This window comes from Rhodococcus sp. NPDC060086 (assembly GCF_042730275.1).
Lineage (GTDB): Bacteria > Actinomycetota > Actinomycetes > Mycobacteriales > Mycobacteriaceae > Rhodococcus.
Genome location: NZ_JBHWWZ010000036.1, coordinates 31,962 through 49,560, shown reverse-complemented (window position 1 = coordinate 49,560; position 17,599 = coordinate 31,962). Strand labels below are relative to the sequence as shown.

The 17,599-nt window shown below is 65.5% G+C and carries 20 protein-coding genes and 1 tRNA gene; 7 read left to right on the top strand and 14 right to left on the bottom strand.

The annotated features are described in order from the left end of the window. Positions 1-74: 74 nt before the first annotated feature. Both ACFWB0_RS18570 and rsmI read right to left on the bottom strand, forming a co-directional pair. Positions 75-1,475: an alanine/glycine:cation symporter family protein gene (locus ACFWB0_RS18570; protein WP_378491931.1), complete on the bottom strand. Its 1,401-nt coding sequence runs from the start codon at positions 1,473-1,475 to the stop codon at positions 75-77. A gap of 77 nt (positions 1,476-1,552) precedes the next feature. Next, positions 1,553-2,419: a 16S rRNA (cytidine(1402)-2'-O)-methyltransferase gene (gene rsmI / locus ACFWB0_RS18565; protein WP_378491930.1), complete on the bottom strand. Its 867-nt coding sequence runs from the start codon at positions 2,417-2,419 to the stop codon at positions 1,553-1,555. 23 nt (positions 2,420-2,442) lie between these two features. Between rsmI and ACFWB0_RS18560 the strand changes: the two genes are divergently transcribed. Then, a complete protein-coding gene (locus ACFWB0_RS18560; protein WP_378491929.1) occupies positions 2,443-3,996 on the top strand; it encodes a dolichyl-phosphate-mannose--protein mannosyltransferase in 1,554 nt (517 codons plus the stop codon). 9 nt (positions 3,997-4,005) lie between these two features. Here ACFWB0_RS18560 and ACFWB0_RS18555 read toward each other — a convergent pair whose 3' ends face one another. The 6 genes from ACFWB0_RS18555 to mscL all read right to left on the bottom strand — a co-directional run bounded on the left by ACFWB0_RS18555 (position 4,006) and on the right by mscL (position 9,398). Continuing rightward, positions 4,006-4,779: a hypothetical protein gene (locus ACFWB0_RS18555; protein WP_378491928.1), complete on the bottom strand. Its 774-nt coding sequence runs from the start codon at positions 4,777-4,779 to the stop codon at positions 4,006-4,008. 173 nt (positions 4,780-4,952) lie between these two features. Continuing rightward, a complete protein-coding gene (locus tag ACFWB0_RS18550; RefSeq protein WP_378491927.1) occupies positions 4,953-6,302 on the bottom strand; it encodes a class I SAM-dependent methyltransferase in 1,350 nt (449 codons plus the stop codon). Continuing rightward, positions 6,299-6,766 carry an SAM-dependent methyltransferase gene (locus ACFWB0_RS18545; protein ID WP_378491926.1) on the bottom strand — a complete coding sequence of 156 codons (468 nt, stop codon included), beginning with the start codon at positions 6,764-6,766 and terminating at the stop codon, positions 6,299-6,301. The genes ACFWB0_RS18550 and ACFWB0_RS18545 overlap by 4 nt, the downstream gene beginning before the upstream one ends. Before the next feature lie 8 nt (positions 6,767-6,774). Beyond that, positions 6,775-8,379, bottom strand: a complete 1,605-nt coding sequence (locus ACFWB0_RS18540) for a BCCT family transporter (RefSeq protein WP_378491925.1) — start codon at positions 8,377-8,379, stop codon at positions 6,775-6,777. 118 nt (positions 8,380-8,497) lie between these two features. Beyond that, a complete protein-coding gene (locus tag ACFWB0_RS18535) occupies positions 8,498-8,857 on the bottom strand; it encodes a GntR family transcriptional regulator (RefSeq protein WP_378491924.1) in 360 nt (119 codons plus the stop codon). A gap of 97 nt (positions 8,858-8,954) precedes the next feature. Continuing rightward, positions 8,955-9,398 (bottom strand): large conductance mechanosensitive channel protein MscL, encoded by a 444-nt coding sequence (gene mscL / locus ACFWB0_RS18530; RefSeq protein ID WP_378491923.1) that lies wholly within the window; start codon positions 9,396-9,398, stop codon positions 8,955-8,957. A 127-nt stretch (positions 9,399-9,525) separates the two neighbouring features. Between mscL and arsC the strand changes: the two genes are divergently transcribed. Then, entirely contained in the window at positions 9,526-9,873 is a 348-nt protein-coding gene (arsC, locus tag ACFWB0_RS18525; protein ID WP_378491922.1) for an arsenate reductase (glutaredoxin), read from the top strand. A gap of 5 nt (positions 9,874-9,878) precedes the next feature. Here the strand turns inward: arsC and ACFWB0_RS18520 are convergent, their stop codons facing one another. Next, complete coding sequence (locus ACFWB0_RS18520) at positions 9,879-11,090, bottom strand: arginine deiminase (protein ID WP_378491921.1); 1,212 nt, start codon at positions 11,088-11,090, stop codon at positions 9,879-9,881. Between the two features lie 73 nt (positions 11,091-11,163). Between ACFWB0_RS18520 and ACFWB0_RS18515 the strand changes: the two genes are divergently transcribed. Beyond that, the gene (locus ACFWB0_RS18515; RefSeq protein WP_378491920.1) at positions 11,164-11,631 is read left to right on the top strand and encodes an FABP family protein; all 468 of its coding nucleotides are present in this window, start codon (positions 11,164-11,166) and stop codon (positions 11,629-11,631) included. Between the two features lie 20 nt (positions 11,632-11,651). Further along, positions 11,652-12,176 carry a DinB family protein gene (locus ACFWB0_RS18510; RefSeq protein ID WP_378491919.1) on the top strand — a complete coding sequence of 175 codons (525 nt, stop codon included), beginning with the start codon at positions 11,652-11,654 and terminating at the stop codon, positions 12,174-12,176. On the opposite strand, the gene ACFWB0_RS18505 is transcribed toward ACFWB0_RS18510, so the two are convergent. The 4 genes from ACFWB0_RS18505 to ACFWB0_RS18490 all read right to left on the bottom strand — a co-directional run bounded on the left by ACFWB0_RS18505 (position 12,153) and on the right by ACFWB0_RS18490 (position 15,052). Next, positions 12,153-13,010, bottom strand: coding sequence for an SDR family oxidoreductase (locus tag ACFWB0_RS18505; RefSeq protein ID WP_378491918.1), 858 nt, complete (start codon positions 13,008-13,010; stop codon positions 12,153-12,155). The two genes, ACFWB0_RS18510 and ACFWB0_RS18505, sit on opposite strands and share 24 nt — an antisense overlap. A 46-nt stretch (positions 13,011-13,056) precedes the next feature. Then, positions 13,057-13,200 carry a hypothetical protein gene (locus ACFWB0_RS18500; protein WP_378491917.1) on the bottom strand — a complete coding sequence of 48 codons (144 nt, stop codon included), beginning with the start codon at positions 13,198-13,200 and terminating at the stop codon, positions 13,057-13,059. Positions 13,201-13,301: 101 nt separating this feature from the next. Next, positions 13,302-13,952 (bottom strand): response regulator, encoded by a 651-nt coding sequence (locus ACFWB0_RS18495; protein ID WP_378491916.1) that lies wholly within the window; start codon positions 13,950-13,952, stop codon positions 13,302-13,304. Then, positions 13,949-15,052 (bottom strand): sensor histidine kinase, encoded by a 1,104-nt coding sequence (locus ACFWB0_RS18490; RefSeq protein ID WP_378491915.1) that lies wholly within the window; start codon positions 15,050-15,052, stop codon positions 13,949-13,951. Before ACFWB0_RS18490 ends, ACFWB0_RS18495 begins: the two co-directional genes overlap by 4 nt. A gap of 112 nt (positions 15,053-15,164) precedes the next feature. Between ACFWB0_RS18490 and ACFWB0_RS18485 the strand changes: the two genes are divergently transcribed. Genes ACFWB0_RS18485 through ACFWB0_RS18475 form a run of 3 tightly spaced genes read left to right on the top strand, consistent with a single transcriptional unit; the run spans position 15,165 to position 17,288 of the window. After that, complete coding sequence (locus ACFWB0_RS18485) at positions 15,165-15,911, top strand: ABC transporter ATP-binding protein (protein WP_378491914.1); 747 nt, start codon at positions 15,165-15,167, stop codon at positions 15,909-15,911. Next, positions 15,908-16,675, top strand: a complete 768-nt coding sequence (locus ACFWB0_RS18480) for an ABC transporter permease (protein ID WP_378491913.1) — start codon at positions 15,908-15,910, stop codon at positions 16,673-16,675. The genes ACFWB0_RS18485 and ACFWB0_RS18480 overlap by 4 nt, the downstream gene beginning before the upstream one ends. Before the next feature lie 4 nt (positions 16,676-16,679). Then, positions 16,680-17,288 (top strand): DUF998 domain-containing protein, encoded by a 609-nt coding sequence (locus ACFWB0_RS18475; protein ID WP_378491912.1) that lies wholly within the window; start codon positions 16,680-16,682, stop codon positions 17,286-17,288. Positions 17,289-17,427: 139 nt separating this feature from the next. On the opposite strand, the gene ACFWB0_RS18470 is transcribed toward ACFWB0_RS18475, so the two are convergent. Then, positions 17,428-17,503 (bottom strand) — tRNA-Ala (locus ACFWB0_RS18470). Positions 17,504-17,599: the final 96 nt, after the last annotated feature.

The following is a 17,599-nucleotide window of genomic DNA, read 5'->3' as shown; positions in this document are numbered from 1 at the left end:
CGGACGATCATCGATCGTCCGGCCGTCGCTCTTCTGTTCGGCACCGTGCTTCTCATCGGCACCGTGTGTTCCGGTTACGCCTTGTCCGGTTCGCGGGCTGCCGGCGGTTCTCCCAACAGATACGGGTCTCGGTCGAGGTACGCCTTCGTCTCCCGCGCGATCATGCCGGACAGTATGACAAGGCCGATGAGGTTCGGCAGCGCCATCAGACCGTTCATCACGTCCGAGAAGTTCCACACCACTTCGAGCTCCGTGGTCGCGCCGATGAACACGACGAGCACGAAGATCGCGCGATACGGCACCACACCGCCGCGGCCGACCAGACGTTCGACGCAGCGCTCGCCGTAGTACGACCATCCGAGGATCGTCGAGAAGGCGAAGAACACCACGGAGATCGCCACGATCCAGCTGCCCCACTCGCCGCCCAGGCCGTCCGAGAATGCGGTGGAGGTCATCGCGGCGCCCTGCTCACCCGACGTCCACGCACCGGTGGTGATGATGACCATGCCGGTGAAGGTGACGACGATGATGGTGTCGATGAACGTCTGGGTCATCGACACCAGGCCCTGACGGACGGGGTGCGTCGTCCGGGCTGCTGCAGCCGCGATCGCGGCACTGCCCATGCCCGACTCGTTGGAGAAGATGCCGCGCGCGACGCCGTACCGCATCGCGGCCATGAACACCGATCCGATGAAGCCGCCGGTCGCGGCGGTGCCGGTGAACGCGTCGGTGAACACGAGACCGAGGGCGGACGGAATCTCACCGAAGTTGACGGCGAGCACGAGAATGCCCGCCCCGACGTACAGGACGATCATGGCGGGCACGAACCCTGCCGTGACCCGGCCGATGGACTTGATTCCCCCCAGCAGCACGGCGCCCGCGAGCACCATCATGACGGCGCCGCTCATCCACGTCGGCACCCCGAACGTGCCGTCGAGTTGCGTCGCGACGGTGTTGGCCTGGGTCATGTTGCCGATACCGAAGCTTGCGAGCACCGCGAACACCGCGAACATGAGGCTCAGTACGAGCCCGAACTTGTTCGGGATCGCCCGGGCCAGGTAGTACTGCGGCCCACCGCTCATCTCGCCCTTCGTATCGGTCTTGCGGTACTTGACCCCGAGGAACGCTTCCGAATACTTGCTCGCCATTCCGACCAGACCGGTCACCCACATCCAAAACAGCGCGCCCGGGCCGCCGAGATAGATCGCCGTCGCGACACCGGCGATGTTCCCGACGCCCACGGTGGCAGCCAGTGCGGTGGTCAACGCCTGATACTGGGAGATGTCGCCCACTGCAGCGCCGGGGTCGTTGCGGGTGATCAGACCCAGCTTCAGCGCGGGCCCCAGCTTGCGGAACTGCACGCCGCGCAGACGGATGGTCAGGAGCAGGCCTGTTCCGAGGAGTAGGGGGATCAGCAGGAACGGGCCCCACACCACCCCCGCCACCTCGACGAGGAAATCGTTGACAGCGTCCATACACTTTCTCCCTGCTCGTCGACCGTTGAGGTGGATCCGATGGAGGGAAAGTGTAGGCCTGCGGTGCTGTACAGAGGTCAGACGCGCCGAGCCACCAGCACCGCGTCGTACAGTTCTTTCTTCGACACCGCGGTCCCCGCGACCTGAGCGCATGCGTCCTTGAGACGCATGCCATCCGCAACCAGTTCTTCGACGTCATCGACGAGATCGGCGGGATCGCTGCTGCGCGGCGCGGCACCTTCGAGCACGACGGTGATCTCACCCCGCACCCCGCCTGCTGCCCATTCCGCGAGTTCGGCGAGGGTCCCGCGCTTGACTTCCTCGTAGGTCTTCGTCAGCTCGCGACACACCGCGGCGCGGCGTTCCCCGCCGAGGACCTCCACGGCGTCGGCGAGGCACGCGGCCAGCCGGTGCGGCGCTTCGAAGAACACGGCGGCGCGGGGCTCGGTCGCGAGTGTCGCCAGCCAGGTGCGGCGCTGGCCCTGCTTTCGCGGAGGAAATCCGTCGAAGCAGAACCGCTCGACGGGCAGGCCCGACAATGCGAGCGCAGTGGTCACAGCGGAAGGACCCGGCAGGCACGTCACGGGCAGATCCGCCTCGACGCATGCCGAGACCAACCGATACCCGGGATCGCTCACCGACGGCATGCCCGCGTCGGTGACGAGCAACACCGTGCGGCCACCTTCGATGTCGGCGATCAGCGCGGGCGCCCGCGACACCTCCACCTGATCGTAGAAACTCACGATGCGGCCCGTGATGGTCACGCCGAGTGCAGAGGCGAGAGACCGGGTGCGGCGGGTGTCCTCGGCGGCGACGACGTCGGCGGTGGCCAGCGCGTCGCGGAGTCGTTGGGAGGCGTCGCCGACATCGCCCATCGGTGTGGCGGCCAGCACGAGCCGACCCTGTCCCGGATTCGCGTGTTGTCCCGGATTCTCTGCCTGCATGCGGTTCAGCCTACGATCGGATTGTGATCGCGACGGACCTGCGCCCTTTCGAGGCCCCGCACCGTCGCCTCGCGAGTCCCGCTCCGCAAGTGCCGCCACCGCAGTCCGGTCCGGTCGATCGAGCGCGCGGCTGGATCGTCACGGCGTTCGTCACCGTTCTTGCCGCCATCACGCGTTTCACGATGCTGAACTATCCGACGGACGCCAGGACACCGGTGTTCGACGAGAAGCACTACGTTCCCCAGGGCTGGCAGGTCCTCACCGGCGGTGGGATCGAGGACAACCCCGGCTATGGACTGGTGGTGCATCCCCCGGTCGGTAAGCAACTCATCGCGGTGGGCGAGGCACTGTTCGGTTACAACGGCTGGGGTTGGCGGTTCTCGTCGGCCGTCGCGGGTGTGGTCCTGGTGCTGTTGGTGGTCCGCATCGTGCGACGGATGACGCATTCGACGATGCTCGGTGCCGTCGCCGGGCTGCTCCTCATCGTCGACGGAGTCACGTTCGTGACGTCGCGTATGGGCATGCTCGATATCTTCCAATCGGTGTTCGTCGTCGCCGCGTTCGGCGCTCTGATCGTCGACCGCGACGAGATCCGACGACGCATGGCCCGCGTGTACGCCGAGGGTCGCATCGGCGAATCGCTGTGGGGGCCTCGACTCGGGGTCCGGTGGTGGCGTTTCGGAGCCGGGGTGCTGCTGGGTCTGGCGGCGGGCACGAAGTGGTCGGGGTTGTACTTCATCGCGTTCTTCGGCCTGATGTCGGTGGCATTCGACCTCGCTGCGCGCCGCGCCTACGGTGTGCAGCGTCCGTGGATCGGCACTGCGCTTCGCGACATCGGTCCCGCGTTGTACGCGCTGGTGGTGATCCCGATCGGCGTCTACCTCGCGACGTTCTGGGCGTGGTTCGCCAGCGAGACGGGTGTATACCGGCACGCCGTCGGTAATCAGATCGGCCAGGACGGTGCCTTCTCGTTCGTCCCCGACGCCCTGCGGTCGCTGTGGTACTACAGCGCGAGTGTCCTGCAATTCCATTCGGGCCTGACCAACTCGGCGGGCAACATCCACCCGTGGGAATCGAAGCCGTGGACGTGGCCGATGGGGTTGCGTCCGATGCTGTACTACTTCGCGGACGGCCAGCAGATCGAGGGCTGCGGAGCAGACGAGTGCGTCAAAGCCGTGATGCTCATCGGCACTCCAGCGCTGTGGTGGGTGTCGCTGCCCGTCCTCGTCTGGGGGCTGTGGCAGATGCTCGTGCGCCGCGACTGGCGTTGGGCGGCCGTGCTCACCGGGTACGGGGCGGGCATTCTGCCGTGGCTCGTGAGCCTCGATCGGCAGATGTACTACTTCTACGCGGTTCCCCTCGCGCCGTTCCTCGTCATGGGGATCACGCTGGTTCTCGGTGAGGTGCTGGGACAGCGTCACGCGGCGCCGGAAAGGCGAACCACCGGTCTGCTCGTGGTGTGCCTCTACGTGGGTCTGGTGGTCGCGAACTTCGTGTGGTTGTGGCCGATCCTGACCGGCCTGCCCATCACGGTGGCGGACTGGCACAACCAGCTGTGGTTGCCCAGCTGGCGTTGATGCGCCTGTTCAGTTGGGTTCGTCGAACACTGTCGGCTCGTCGGACAGGGCGGACTCCGCATCGATGTCGCCGGTGTACCGCTCTCCGTCGAAGCGCTGTGCGAATCCGGTGTCGACGCTGCCGAGCAGCACCCTCAGGGCCCCGAAGAGGTCGATGAGGTGCCGGGGCACGAACGGGTCGCCCATCACATCGATCGTCGCCACGAGCCGGTCTTCGACGAGAAGGAGTTTGATGTGTGGCCATACGCGGTTGAGCTCGAGCAATTCTTCGGCTGCCTGCGCACGCCCGGTGATGCCGTGCAGCAGGGGCGCCCACAGCTGGATGGTGCGGGCGATGTCGTCGACCACGACGAACACGGCCTGTGAGTCGACGATGACGACGTAGTCGCCGTCGGCGTCGATGGGGATGGGTCGGCCGAACTGCAGTTTCAGTGCCTGCGCGACACGGGAGCGCAGTGTGCGGGGATCGTCGGGTTCGTCGCGGCGCAGGAAGGTGGGGTGCAGAACGCCGTGCGTCCTGCGTAGTGCCGAGACGACGCGCTGCGCGATTTCATCGGCTCGACGTGCAGGGATGATATTCGAGCCTGCGCCCATCATCTCGACCTCGATGCGCCGCGAATCGAGCGCGACGAGCTTCACGAGGGTGACGTATTCACCTGCGGATTCGGCCGCGAGTTCGATCTGCTCGCCCTTCCCGAGCGTCGCGATCCGTGCGGCCAGCCGAGTGCGGAAACGGTTCCAGCCCCGTTCCAGAATTCCGTCGAAGCGGTCTGTGTGGGCCATCCGTGACTCCCCTCTCGCGGTGCAACAGCGGGCTGCGGTCACGCTACTGCCGGGTGCCGACAAACCCTGTCAGGCGCACCGATCTCTGATCGCCATGACACCGATCTGCGATCGCCATGACACCGATCTCTGATCGCCATGACACCGATCTGCGATGGCGAGATCACCGAGGATTAGCGGTCCGAGAGCCATTCGTGGCGGGTTCGTGGCATTCCGCTCGCACCTCCTGAGGTGGGGCGCACCGCGAGCACCTGGTGGATCGTCAACCGCCCGGGCTCTTCGAATCCGAGCGCGCTCGCCGAGAGGTACAGCAACCAGGTTCGGGCACGTTCGGCGCCGACGAGTGCCACCGCGTCGTCCCATCCTTCGTGCAGATTCGCCACCCACGCTCGGAGGGTCAGCGCATAGTGTTCGCGCAGCGCCTCGGAGTCGCGGACTTCGAGTCCGGCGCGTTCGAATGCGTCGAGCGTCCGGCTCAGCGGCAGTATCTCCCCGTCCGGGAAGACGTAGCGGTCGATGAACGTCGTGGGGCGGCGGCGGGAAAATGTCGCGGGGCGACTGCGGGAAAATGTCGCGGGGCGACTGCGGGGCTCGGGGCGGTACACCACCGAGGCGATGGCGTGATTGAGCAACCGCCCACCGGGGACGAGCAGTTCGTGCAGGTGGCGCGCATATTCGGGGAGTCTTGCGGCCCCGACGTGTTCGGACATTCCGATGCTCGAGATCGCGTCGAACGGGTTCTCGTCTATGTCGCGGTAGTCCTGCAACCGGATTTCGATGCGATCCGACATGCCTGCCTCGGCGATTCGGGCTCGCGCGAAGTCTCGTTGTTCGGCGCTGAGGGTGACGCCGAGGACGTCGACGCCGTAGTGCTGCGCGGCGTGCAGCGCCATCGACCCCCATCCGCACCCGACGTCGAGCAGTCGCATGCCCGGTTCGAGTCCGAGTTTGCGGCAGACCAGATCGAGCTTGTCGTGCTGGGCGTCCTGAAGACCGGCGGTGCCGGTGTCGGGTCGGGACCAATAGCCACACGAGTACACCATCGACGGGCCGAGAAAAAGCCTGTAGAAATCGTTTCCGACGTCGTAGTGGTGCGAGACGACCTGCGCGTCGCGGCGCTTGCTGTGGAGGGCTCCTCGCCGGCGAGGGATTTCGACCGACGGTGGTCGCGGCGGTGGCCCGATTATGCCGAGCGCGGCGAACTTGCGGGCCAGGCGCGCAAGTTCACGTGGCGATGTGTTGCTCAGGGTTCGGGTGCCGAGTGCGTCGACGAGGTCCGGGAGTGCGAGAACGGCATAGAGATCGCCGTCGATCACGAGGTCGCCGCTGACGTAGGCGCGGGTCAGGCCAAGTTCATTGGGTGCCCACAGCACGTGGCGCAGTGCCCGGCGGTTGCGGAATTCGACGCGGACCTCGGCGTCGGAGGGTCCGGCTTCCGACCCGTCCCAGCATCGCACGTGGACCGGAAGCGGCACCCGCAGGAACTCTTCGAAGGTGGTCAGGAGATCGCGTGCGGCGCTCATCCTTTCACCATTGCACAGAGCCCGATGACGCACCGGCCTTCGAGTATGTCGACGATCGCGAGTCCTGCATGCGAGAGTGTCGTGCTGATCCGCATGGACAGTGACCCGGCCGAATCGTCCTCTCCCGGTGAGTCGAACACCCACAGTTGTCCGGCGGGCAAGAGCAGCTCGGGGATACCGGCGAGCCGCGACACGTCGCTGTCGCGGAACTCCGGTATCCCGAAGGCGCAGACGAGGTCGGAGGCGCCGGCCGCGTCGGCCAGGTTGTGACCGGCCGCATCGGCCAGGTTGTCACCGGTCGCGTCGGCCAGGTTCTCACCGGTCGCGTCGGCCAGGTTCCCACTGACGCGGACCTCGACGTCGGGGCCGACGCGGGCCGCGAATACACCGGCCTCGGTACCGGATCCGATCACGAGGACACTGCATCCCGGCTGCGGATCGGTCACCTCGATCGCGAATGCCACGCACTCCCTCACTCGATGCGTTTGAGCAGTCGTCGTCGCCGGCCGCCGGTGATCAGCGGATCTCGCCTCAGGTCGCGGTACAGCGACACGCACAGCCCGATCATCACGATGACGAACGGTGCTGCCGCGATGATCGTCATCGTCTGGAGCGCGTTGAGGGCCTCGGAGCCGCCCGTCCACAGCAGGAGCGCTGCGACACCACCGGTGAGACCACCCCAGAACACGACGACGCCACGACTCGGCGTAAGTGTTCCCCGCTGGGTGAGGCTACCCATCACCATGGATGCTGCGTCGGCACCGGAGACGAAGAAGATCGATACGAGAACCATCACGACCACTGTGGAAATACCCACGAGGGGCAGGTGGTCGAGCATTCCGAACAGCTGCTCTTCGACGGTGTCCGCACCCGCGATGTCGAATCCTTCTTCCTGCTGCTGGATCCCGGCGCCGCCGAAGACGGAGAACCACAGCAGGCTCACGAAACTCGGCACGATCATCACACCGACGACGAACTCCCGGATCGTTCGGCCGCGGCTGATCCGCGCGAGGAACATCCCGACGAAGGGCGCCCACGAGATCCACCATGCCCAGTAGAAGATCGTCCAGCTGGAGAGCCATTCACCTGCTTCCGGACCCGAGGCTGCCGTGCGGGCCGACATCCTGGCGAGATCTGCTGCGTACGCGCCGAGAGTCGTGGGAATGAGATTGAGGATGAAGATGGTGGGGCCGAGAACGAACACGAACAGCGCGAGGACGGCTGCCAGCACCATGTTGATGTTCGAGAGCCACTGGATTCCCTTCGCGACTCCCGATACAGCGGATGCCACGAAGGCAAGGGTGAGGATCGCGACGATCGCCACGAGAAGGCCGACCCCGGCGGTCTCGAGCCATCCGGTTACCTCGAAACCCGAGCCGATCTGCAGGGCCCCGAGACCGAGCGAGGCGGCCGTACCGAACAGGGTCGCGTACAGGGCGAGGATGTCGATCAGCTTGCCGATCGGCCCTTCCGAACGGCGGCCGATGAGAGGGATGAATGCGGCGCTCACCAGCTGCTTCCGGCCTTTTCGGAAGGTGCCGTAAGCGATGGCCAGACCGACGACCGCGTAGATCGCCCACGGGTGCAGGCTCCAATGGAACATCGTGGTCGCCATCGCCACCCCGGTTCCGCCTACGGTGCCGGGCGGTGGCGAGGCGTAGTGCGACACCGGCTCGGAGACACCGAAGAACATCAGGCCGATGCCCATCCCGGCGCTGAACATCATCGCGATCCAGCTGACGGTGCGGAACTCGGGCACTTCGTCGTCCTTGCCGAGCGGAATCTTCCCGTACTTGCTCATCGCGATCCACAACACGAAGATGACGAACGCGGTCGCGGCGATCACGAACAGCCAGCCCATCTCGATGACGATCCAGTCGAGGACGGATCCGGTCACGGACGTGAAGTTGTCGGAAGCAACGAGGCCCCACACCACGATGGCGACGACCAGGGCCGCAGATATGCCGAAGACGACGACGTCGGTGCGCGCACGCGGTGGATCTGTCGGTGGAGTCTCCGGGGGCCCGGCCGCTACAGCTACTTCTGCAGCGTCGGTCCGGTCGTCAGGCACAGTCATGTGTCCCAACTTGCCTCCGTCGCCTGGATATTGTGCCGCTTTCGCAGAACTCGGTCGAGGCGAGTGCACATTTTTCCTGTGCGTTGGCAAAATTGTGATCTCGACGACATTCGATCGTTCAGGCGCGCAGCGCTACCTCGACGAATTCGGTGATTTCCTCGTCGGACATTCCCAGCACACGCACCGATGCGACGTACTCGATCGTCGCCTGCTGCGCCAGCGAACGTGTGGGGTCTCCCGAGTCCGCGATGAAGGTTCCGGCTCTCCCCCGTGTCTCGAGGACACCGAGTTGCTCGAGTTCCCGATACGTCTTCGCCACCGTGTTCGGCGCGATCCCGAGGGTCTCGGCCATTCCGCGCACGGTGGGCAGTTTGGTTCCTGCGATCAACTCCCCATCCCGGACGAGTTCCACGATTCGCCGTCGAAGTTGCTCGAACGGTGGGACGGACGAATCCGAATCGATCACGATATCGAGCATTATTGCAGGCTAGCAGCGTCTCGCAGAGGTTTCGACCGGAAGAGAAACGGCGGCCCAGCGTTGCGCGGGACCGCCGTTCGATCGAGCAACCGCGTGGTCAGACCCGAGCCTTGTCGCTGTGGCGACCGTCGGTGTCGTCGTCGACCGTGTTGTAGCTGCCCGTCTCGAGCAGATCGCGGATCTGGATGAGCAGGTCGGTCTCGCTCAGCGGCTCGTCCTCCGGTTCCTTGTCCGGGGCGAAGCGCGCCTTGGCGGCGTTGACCGGCACGATCAGCACGAAGTACACGACCGCGGCGATGATCATGAAGTTGATCAGGGCCGAGACCACAGCACCGAGGTTGATGAAGGTCGCCGCATTGTCGGGGAGGATCTGGAACCCCCAACCCATCTCGTTCTCGCCACCGACCACTGCGACGAGCGGATTGATGATGTTGTCGGTGAACGCGGTGACGATCGCGGTGAAGGCCGCGCCCACCACGACGGCAACTGCAAGTTCGATGACGTTCCCGCGCAGCAGGAAATCCTTGAAACCTTTGAGCATATCCCCGGGCCTTTCACGGAGGAACCACGTTGATGCAGACGGATTGACCCTGGAATGTTAAAGGGCCCGGTGGCCGCGTTCAACAGAGACAATTCCGGCGGTCCCACCGGCAGGGCACAATCGAGACATGGCACACACCGCAACGATTTATCACAATCCTCGCTGCAGCACGTCCCGCAACACCCTCGCGCTCCTGCGCGAGGAGGGCCTCGAACCGACGATCGTGAAGTACCTCGACACGCCACCGTCACGCGACGGCCTGCGCAAACTCCTCGACGATGCGGGCCTGAGGCCCAGCGAAGCGATCCGTAAGAAGGAAGCCGTCTACAAGGAGTTGAACCTCGCCGACGCATCCGAGGACGAACTGCTCGTCGCCATGGTCGAGAACCCGATTCTCATCGAACGTCCCCTCGTTGTCACCGACAAGGGGACGGTGCTCGCGCGACCGGTCGACAAGGTTCGCGACATTCTCTGACGCCTCTACAGCGCCGCCCGCGCCAACGGGCACGACATGCATCGCGGACCGCCGCGGCCGGAGCCCAGCTCCGACCCGGCGATCCGCAGCACCTCGATTCCGGAATCTTCGAGCCGTGTGTTGGTTTCGACATTGCGCTCGTACGCAACCACCACCCCCGGCGCGACCGCGAGGGTGTTGTTGCCGTCGTCCCATTGTTCCCGTTCCGCCACAACGGAATCGAGCCCGGTATCGATCACCCGGAGCTTCTCGATCCCCATCGCATCGGCCGCCGCATCGAGGAAGGACCTGGGCCCGGAGATCCGGGCATGGCCGTCCTCACGTCGAATCGTGAACGCTTCCAACGTGTCGCGGATGGCGGGATACATCACGACCGCGTCGACATCGACCATGGTGCAGACCGTGTCGAGATGCATCGACGCGCGTCGCTGCTCGATGGGAACCGCGAGCACCGTGTGCGCGAGATTGTCCTCGAATACGCTGCGCGCCAGTGCTTCTGCACCGGCCGGGCTGGTTCGCTCTCCCACTCCGACAGCAATCACGCCGGGCGCCAGCAGCAACACATCACCGCCTTCGACGGGTGCCGTGTGCGACTCGTATGCGCGCCTGACGCCGAGGAACTTCGGGTGGAACGCATAGATGAGGTCAGTGAGGTTCGTTTCCCGTCGCCGCGCCGGCAACGCCAAGGTCGAGATCGCCACGCGCGAGCCCACCCAGAACGACGAATCCCGAGTGAAGAGCAGGTTCGGGAGCGGATCGATCACGAAATCGGGACCGTGATGCATCAGCCGCACGAGCGACGGTGCCCCACCCACCCCTGCCGCAGGAAGTTCATCGAAGGTCATCCCGCCGATGAGGATTCGCGCGAGTTCAGGAGCGGGAACAGCTCGCAGGTGACCGGAGAGTTCCTGCGCGAGCGCATGTCCGAGTCTGCGCGGGTCGACGGCCGACGAAATGCTCTGGACCCGCGCCGCACCGCTCACTTCGAGCGTCTCGGTCAGCAGATCTGCGAGCAGGTAGACCTCGACACCGCGACTGCGCAGCACCTCGGCGAACGCATCGTGCTCCTCCTGTGCCCGTGCCACCCACGGCAACGCGTCGAACAACAACTGATCGCTGTTCCGGGGCGTCAGCCGTTCGAGTTCCGCGCCGGGCCGATGCAACATCACGGAGGTGAGGTCGCCCACCTCCGAATCGACACCCCACTGCTGGTTCATGCGACAACGGTAGCCTTCTGCGCGAGGATGGCGGGAGCACACGCCGCAGCCCACTCGCGAGGAGTTATCCACCATGACCGAAAACGATCCGCTCGGCGAACTCGCCCCCTTTGCGGGTCGCTGGGTGGGAGGCGGCGACGGCCACTACCCCACCATCGACGACTTCTCGTACGACGAGACGATCGAGTTCGCCTCGATCCCCGGAAAACCGTTCCTGATGTACATCAGCCGGACCCGTCACCGCACCGAGGCCCGGCCGCTCCACACCGAGAACGGGTATCTCAGGAACAGTGGCCACGACATCGAACTACTCGTCTCGCAACCGACGGGGTTCGTCGAGATCCAGCGCGGCCGGCTCAGCCACGGTGTGCTCGATCTGGTCACCGTCGTGCTGGAACGCTCCCCCGACGCGAAGCCGGTGCACGAACTGAAACGCCGATTCGTTCTCGACGGCGACACCCTCACCTACGACATGTGGATGGCACACGCCGACACCCCGCTGACCCATCATCTGCACGCGCAACTCCAGCGCGCGAACTGAAACCCGACGGGATACGGGGCATGCCGTCCTCTCGGCGAGAGTTGTTGCGATGGCAGTTCGACCTGACGTGGTCGTTGTTCGAATTCCACCTCGATCGGCTGCAACCCGACGATTTCCTGTGGCAGCCCGCCGGCCTCTGCTGGACGGTCCACGAACGCGCCGACGGCCTGTGGATCCCCGACTGGGACGAGACCGAACCCGATCCGATTCCGGTTCCCACGATCGCGTGGGTCATGTGGCACATCGAGTGGTGGTGGACGGTGACACTCGACCACGTGCAAGGCCGCACCCCACGCGACCGCACCGCGATCACGTGGCCGGGTAGCGGTGAGGCCTCGATCGCCCGGTTACGCGACCTGCACGACGAGTGGGTTGCCGTGCTCGACACGATGACCGACGACGACCTCGATTCCCCTGCACCGTTTCCGTGGCAGGGCGACCCGGACAAGACCGTCGCTCACACGGTCGTATGGGTCGACGTCGAACTCACGAAGAACGTCGCCGAGATCGGCCAGCTTCGGCTACTTCGCGGTGCTCGAGCGTAGAACCTTGCGGAAGTAGTCGTTGGCGCCCTGCATGACGAGGTTGTAGGGCGGCGCGAACTTTCGGGCCCACCAGAAACCGAACCGGGTGTCGAACGACGTATACACCATGAACCGGTTCTTCCGGATGCCCGCGAGGATGCGGTCGGCCACCTTGTCCGGTGAGGCCGCGTGCTTCACGAAACGGCCGGTGAGCTTGCGGACCGCGGGCGCATCTCGGTCGACGCCGACGATCTGCACCGTGTCGACCAGCGGAGTCGCCACCGCACCCGGCACCACGAGCGAGACACCGATCTTGTCGCGTTTGAGGTCGAATCGGAGCACCTCCGACACACCCCGCAACCCGAACTTGCTGGCACTGTATGCCGAATGCCAGGGAAGGGCGAGCAATCCCGCGGCCGACGACACGTTGACGATGTGCCCGCCGCGTCGCGCCGCCATCATCTGCGGCACGAAGTTCTCGATGACGTGGATCGGCCCCATCAGATTGACGTCGACCATGAGCTTCCAGTGCTTGTGTTCGAGCCGGTCGACGGTGCCCCACACCGACACCCCCGCAACGTTCGCCACGATGTCGACCGACTCGCACAGTTCGTGGACCTCGTGTGCGAACGCGGTGACGGCGTCGTAATCGGAAATGTCGAACGCAGCGGAATGCAGCACCGTCCCACCGCGGTTGCGGACAGCCGTCACGACGTCGTCGAGGCCGTCCGGGTGGAGGTCGGTGAGGACGAGTTCGGCGCCTTCGTCGGCCGCAGCGAAAGCGAGAGCCCGGCCGATTCCACTGGCCGCGCCCGTGACGAGAAACCTCGTGCCGCGCAGATCCTTGATCGCCATGGCGACACCCTAACCGCCAGAACACTCCGGAACGCGCAACCTGCTCTCAAAGCCTCTGCGACATCTCCTTCTGGTAGTCGAGAATGGTCCGTTCCAGCATTGCGGCGTCGTCCTCACGGCTCTCGTTGCGCGCGAGGTCCGCGCGTTCACGCAGCACCCGAATCGCGCGCCGCAATTCGTCGTCACTCATCCTGTGGTCCATGTCACACAGTGTGCCGGGTTGCGCTGATCCGCGCCATCGTCTCGTGTGACGGTTGCACGGTCGAGATAGTGCTCACAGGCAGATTGACGTCAGCGTAGGACACCTTCGTGGAGTGCCTTCAACACCGCGTTGGTGCGGTCGCGGGCACCGAACTTGAGCAGAATCGACGAGACGTGGTTCTTCACTGTGCCCTCGGCGAGGAACAGTGCCTCGGAGATCCGGCGGTTGCTGAAGCCCTCGGCCATCAGGCGGAGCACTTCGAGTTCTCGGTCGGTGAGGTCCGGTGCCCGCGAGGCCCCCGACCCCGTCCCCGACGGTGACGGGCCGGACCGGATCGCCCGGAGCAGCCGGTCGGTGATCGACGGCGCGATGAGAGTGCCGCCGTCGGCCAGAGTGCGCACCGCGTGCGTCAACTGCTCCAGAGTGACATCCTTCAGCAGATAGCCGCGCGCGCCTGCGCGAAGCGCGGCGAGAACGAGTGCATCGTCGTCGAAGGTGGTGAGCACCAGCACGGGTACCGCGATGTCCTGCTCACGCAACCGGTCGAGTGTCCAGATGCCGTCGTATCCGGGCATTCTCAGGTCCAGCAGCACCACGTCGGGATCCGTCGAGGAAATGACGTCGAGAGCCATCCTGCCGTCGTCGGCTTCACCGATCACGTCGATCTCGGCGATCTCCAGAAGACTCCGGATCCCCTGGCGCACGAGGGTCTGATCGTCGACCACCACGACACTGGTCATGAGGCAGGTACCCACGCGGTGACCCGGAAGCCGCGGGTCCCATCGAACGCGGCACTTCCACCGAGCGCCTCGAAACGTTCCGCAAGACCTCGCAGACCGTTACCGACGGTCAGCTTCCGCGCGCCGGCACCATCGTCCACTGCGGACAGGACGGCACCGCCGCGCTCCGACGACACCTCGATCCGCAGTGTGCGGGCACCGGCGTGACGTAGGGCGTTGGTGACGATCTCCTGCACGGCACGCACGAATGCGACGGCCTGTTCTTCACCGACGTCCACGTCGGAAGCGACATCGATCTGCACCTCGAGCCCCGGCAGATCACGCGCCACCTGGGTCAATGCGGCGGCCAGATTCAGGGGTTCGACCCGCAGCTCACCCACCGTGGACCGCACGTCGGCGAGCAACTCCCGCGCGACACCGTTCGCCCGCTCGACGTGCTCACGCGCCTGCTCGCCATCGCGGTGTCGCGCTGTTTCGAGTTCGAGAGCCAGAACAGTGAGCTGATGACCGATGAGGTCGTGCAGGTCGCGAGAGATCCGCAGCCGTTCCGCGGTGCGCGCCGACTCCGACAACAGGACGCTCGCCGCTTGTAGTTCGACATGGGCCTCCGTCAACTCCCGCCGCATCCGCTGTTCCCTCAGGAGCGAGACCGAACTGAACAGCGTCGCCAGCTGGATCAGGAGGTAGAAACCGCTGGTGAGGATCAGTGCACCCGTATCACCGCTCTGTTGGGCCGTGGCCCACGCGATGACGAAGGTATTGAGTGCCACCACGCACAGACCGACACGCACAGGCACGATGTAGACGCTCACCGCGGCGACGATGACCAGCAGCACCGGAAGCAGGCCCATACCCGGCGCTGTCGACACCACGGCCCAGGCCGTCACGACCGCCACCGCCCACGACACTGCACCGACCGTCGAAGGCCGTTCTGTCGCAGCGGCGACGAACAGGGTCACGAGCAGGACGCCGAACAGCACGATCCACAGAGCACGCGGAATCTCGGTCTGCGCGGCCCCGAACAGCACCGGCCCACCCACCACGATCGAGACGACGAGCATCGCTACACCCGACAGGCCCTCCGGTGTCCAACGTTGCACGTCACCACTTTAAGCTGCGCAAGCCCGCCTCCGAGGGTGCCGAAAGTCATGGCGCACATTCCTGACATCCGGCACGCGCGACGACCCACCCACGACTCGTAGCGTCGGCATCATGGACAGGACCACCGACAGCCGACCGGCGATCCAGGCCGATCACCTCCACAAACGGTACGGCGACCGGGTCGCTGTCGACGACGTGAGTTTCACACTCGGGGTCGGCGAAACGCTCGGCATCGTGGGGGCGAACGGAGCGGGGAAGACCACCACCGTCGAGATGGTCGCGGGGCTTCGGAAGCCGGACGGAGGACGCGTGCGCGTACTCGGCCTCGACCCACACCGTGACCGGGCACAGCTCCGGCAGATCCTCGGCGTGCAGTTGCAGCAGTCCACACTGCACGGGTCGCTGACCGTCGCCGAACTCGTCGGCCTGTATCGCACGTTCTATCCGAAACCCGTTCCTGCCGGGGAACTTCTGGAGATGGTCGGCCTCACCGAGCAACGTGATGTCCGATTCGAGAAGCTCTCCGGCGGGCAGCAGCAGCGGTTGTCGATCGCGCTCGCTCTCGTCGGGCAGCCACGCGTGGTCATCCTCGACGAACTGACCACCGGCCTCGACCCTCGTGCGCGGCGACAGATATGGAAGACCATCGAGCGATTGCGCGACGACGACGTCGCAGTTCTGCTGGTCAGCCACGCGATGGAAGAGGTCGAGCACCTGTGCGACCGCGTGGCGTTGCTCGACGCCGGAAACATCGTCGCACTGGACACCCCGTCCGGTCTCGTCGCGCGGGCAGCGGCGGAGAACCTCGACGACGCGTTCGTCGCACTCACCGGAAAAGAGTTGGAGGACACCGCATGAGCACCGCCGTCGACACCCACCGTCCGGGAGTCGCCGCCTGGCTGACGCTGACCGTGTGCGAGGCGAAGATGGTCGTACGCGACACCGCCGGCCTCGTCGTTCCGATCGGCCTTCCCCTGCTGATCCTGGTGATGAGCGCCTCGTCGGCGAGCAGCGAAGAAGTGGCGAACGGACGCTCGGTGCTGGACGTATTCGTGCTGCCGCTGGTGTTCACGATCATCACCGCCACGATCGGTGTCATCAATATGCCGAGCTTCCTCGCGTACTACCGGCGCACGGGAATTCTGCGACGACTGTCGGTGACTCCGGCGTCGCCCGCGATGGTCCTGGTAGCCCAGGTCGTGGTCAGCGTGCTGCAGACCCTCGTCGGGCTCACCGCAGCTCTCGTTGTGGCCACTGTCTTCTTCGACGCCCGCCTGCCCGTGAATCTCGGCACCGCTCTCGGTGTGTTCGCACTGTCGATGGCGGCGATGTATGCCGTGGGGATGATCGTCGCGGCAGTGTCCCCGACCCCGAACTCCGCCGTGGCGATCGGGCTCGTCGCGTTCTTCGCACTGGGTGCGACCGGGGGCTTGTTCGGGAGCCGTGATGCCCTTCCCGGTCCTGTGGCGACGGTCGGCGAATGGTTGCCGTTCGGCGCTTCGGTCGAGGCGATGTCTGCCGCCTGGGCAGGAACCCCCGCCGACCCTGCGCACTTCGTCGCCCTCTGCGTGACGATCGTGGTCGGTGTCGTGGTCGCGGCGGCACTCTTCCGATGGGAGTGATCCTGTGACGATCATCGGCTCTGTCGCACTCGTCGTGTTCGTCGTCGTCTTTCTCGTCGACGGGTGGACCCGCCCCGGCTATCATCCTGTGCGCCAACCGGTCAGCGCACTCGCGCTGGGCCGCCGAGGCCGGGTCCAAGCGACCAACTTCGTCGTGTGCGGTTCGGCAGTGACGATCGGGGCAGTCGGTGTCGCCGATGCGTTCGGCAGCGTGCTTCTCGCGGTCGCGATCGGGGTATTCGGATTGTCGCTCGTGGTCTCGGGCCTCTTCCCGATGGACGCCATGCGCGGATACCCGCCGGGCACACCGGACGAGACCCCGACGGAGTACTCGCGCCGGCACACTATCCACGACCAGGCGGGCGCGGTCGTCTTCACTTCGCTTCCCGCGGCGGCGGTCATCGCAGTCTTCACCGTGCCCGGCGCGGGATGGATGTGGCTCTCCGGTCTGGCCGCTGCCGCGCTGACCGCCGGCTTCGTCGTGTTCGGGCAGGCGTGGGAGAACGATTCCCGCTACGCCGGCCTCATCCAGCGGGCAGTGATCGTCGTCGGGTGGGCGTGGCTCGCGGTGCTGTTCATCCACGCAGCGCACTCGCCCGTACCCGCCACATAAAGGCTGCGAGTGGTGATGGGTGTACGGGAATTTCCGTACACCCATGACCATTGCGCGCACTTATAGCGCTGCGGACTCACCCTCCGGTGCGGGGCAGACAACGAAGGCACGATCTCACGTGGAGATCGTGCCTGTGAAGTGGTGGAGCTGAGGGGAATCGAACCCCTGACCTCTTCGATGCGAACGAAGCGCGCTACCAACTGCGCCACAGCCCCGAAAGTCCATACGGACCAACTCGGAAAACCTTAGCAAACCGACCCCACGAACACGAAATCCGGCTATCTCAGCAGGTCACAGGGCCAAGCAGCAGA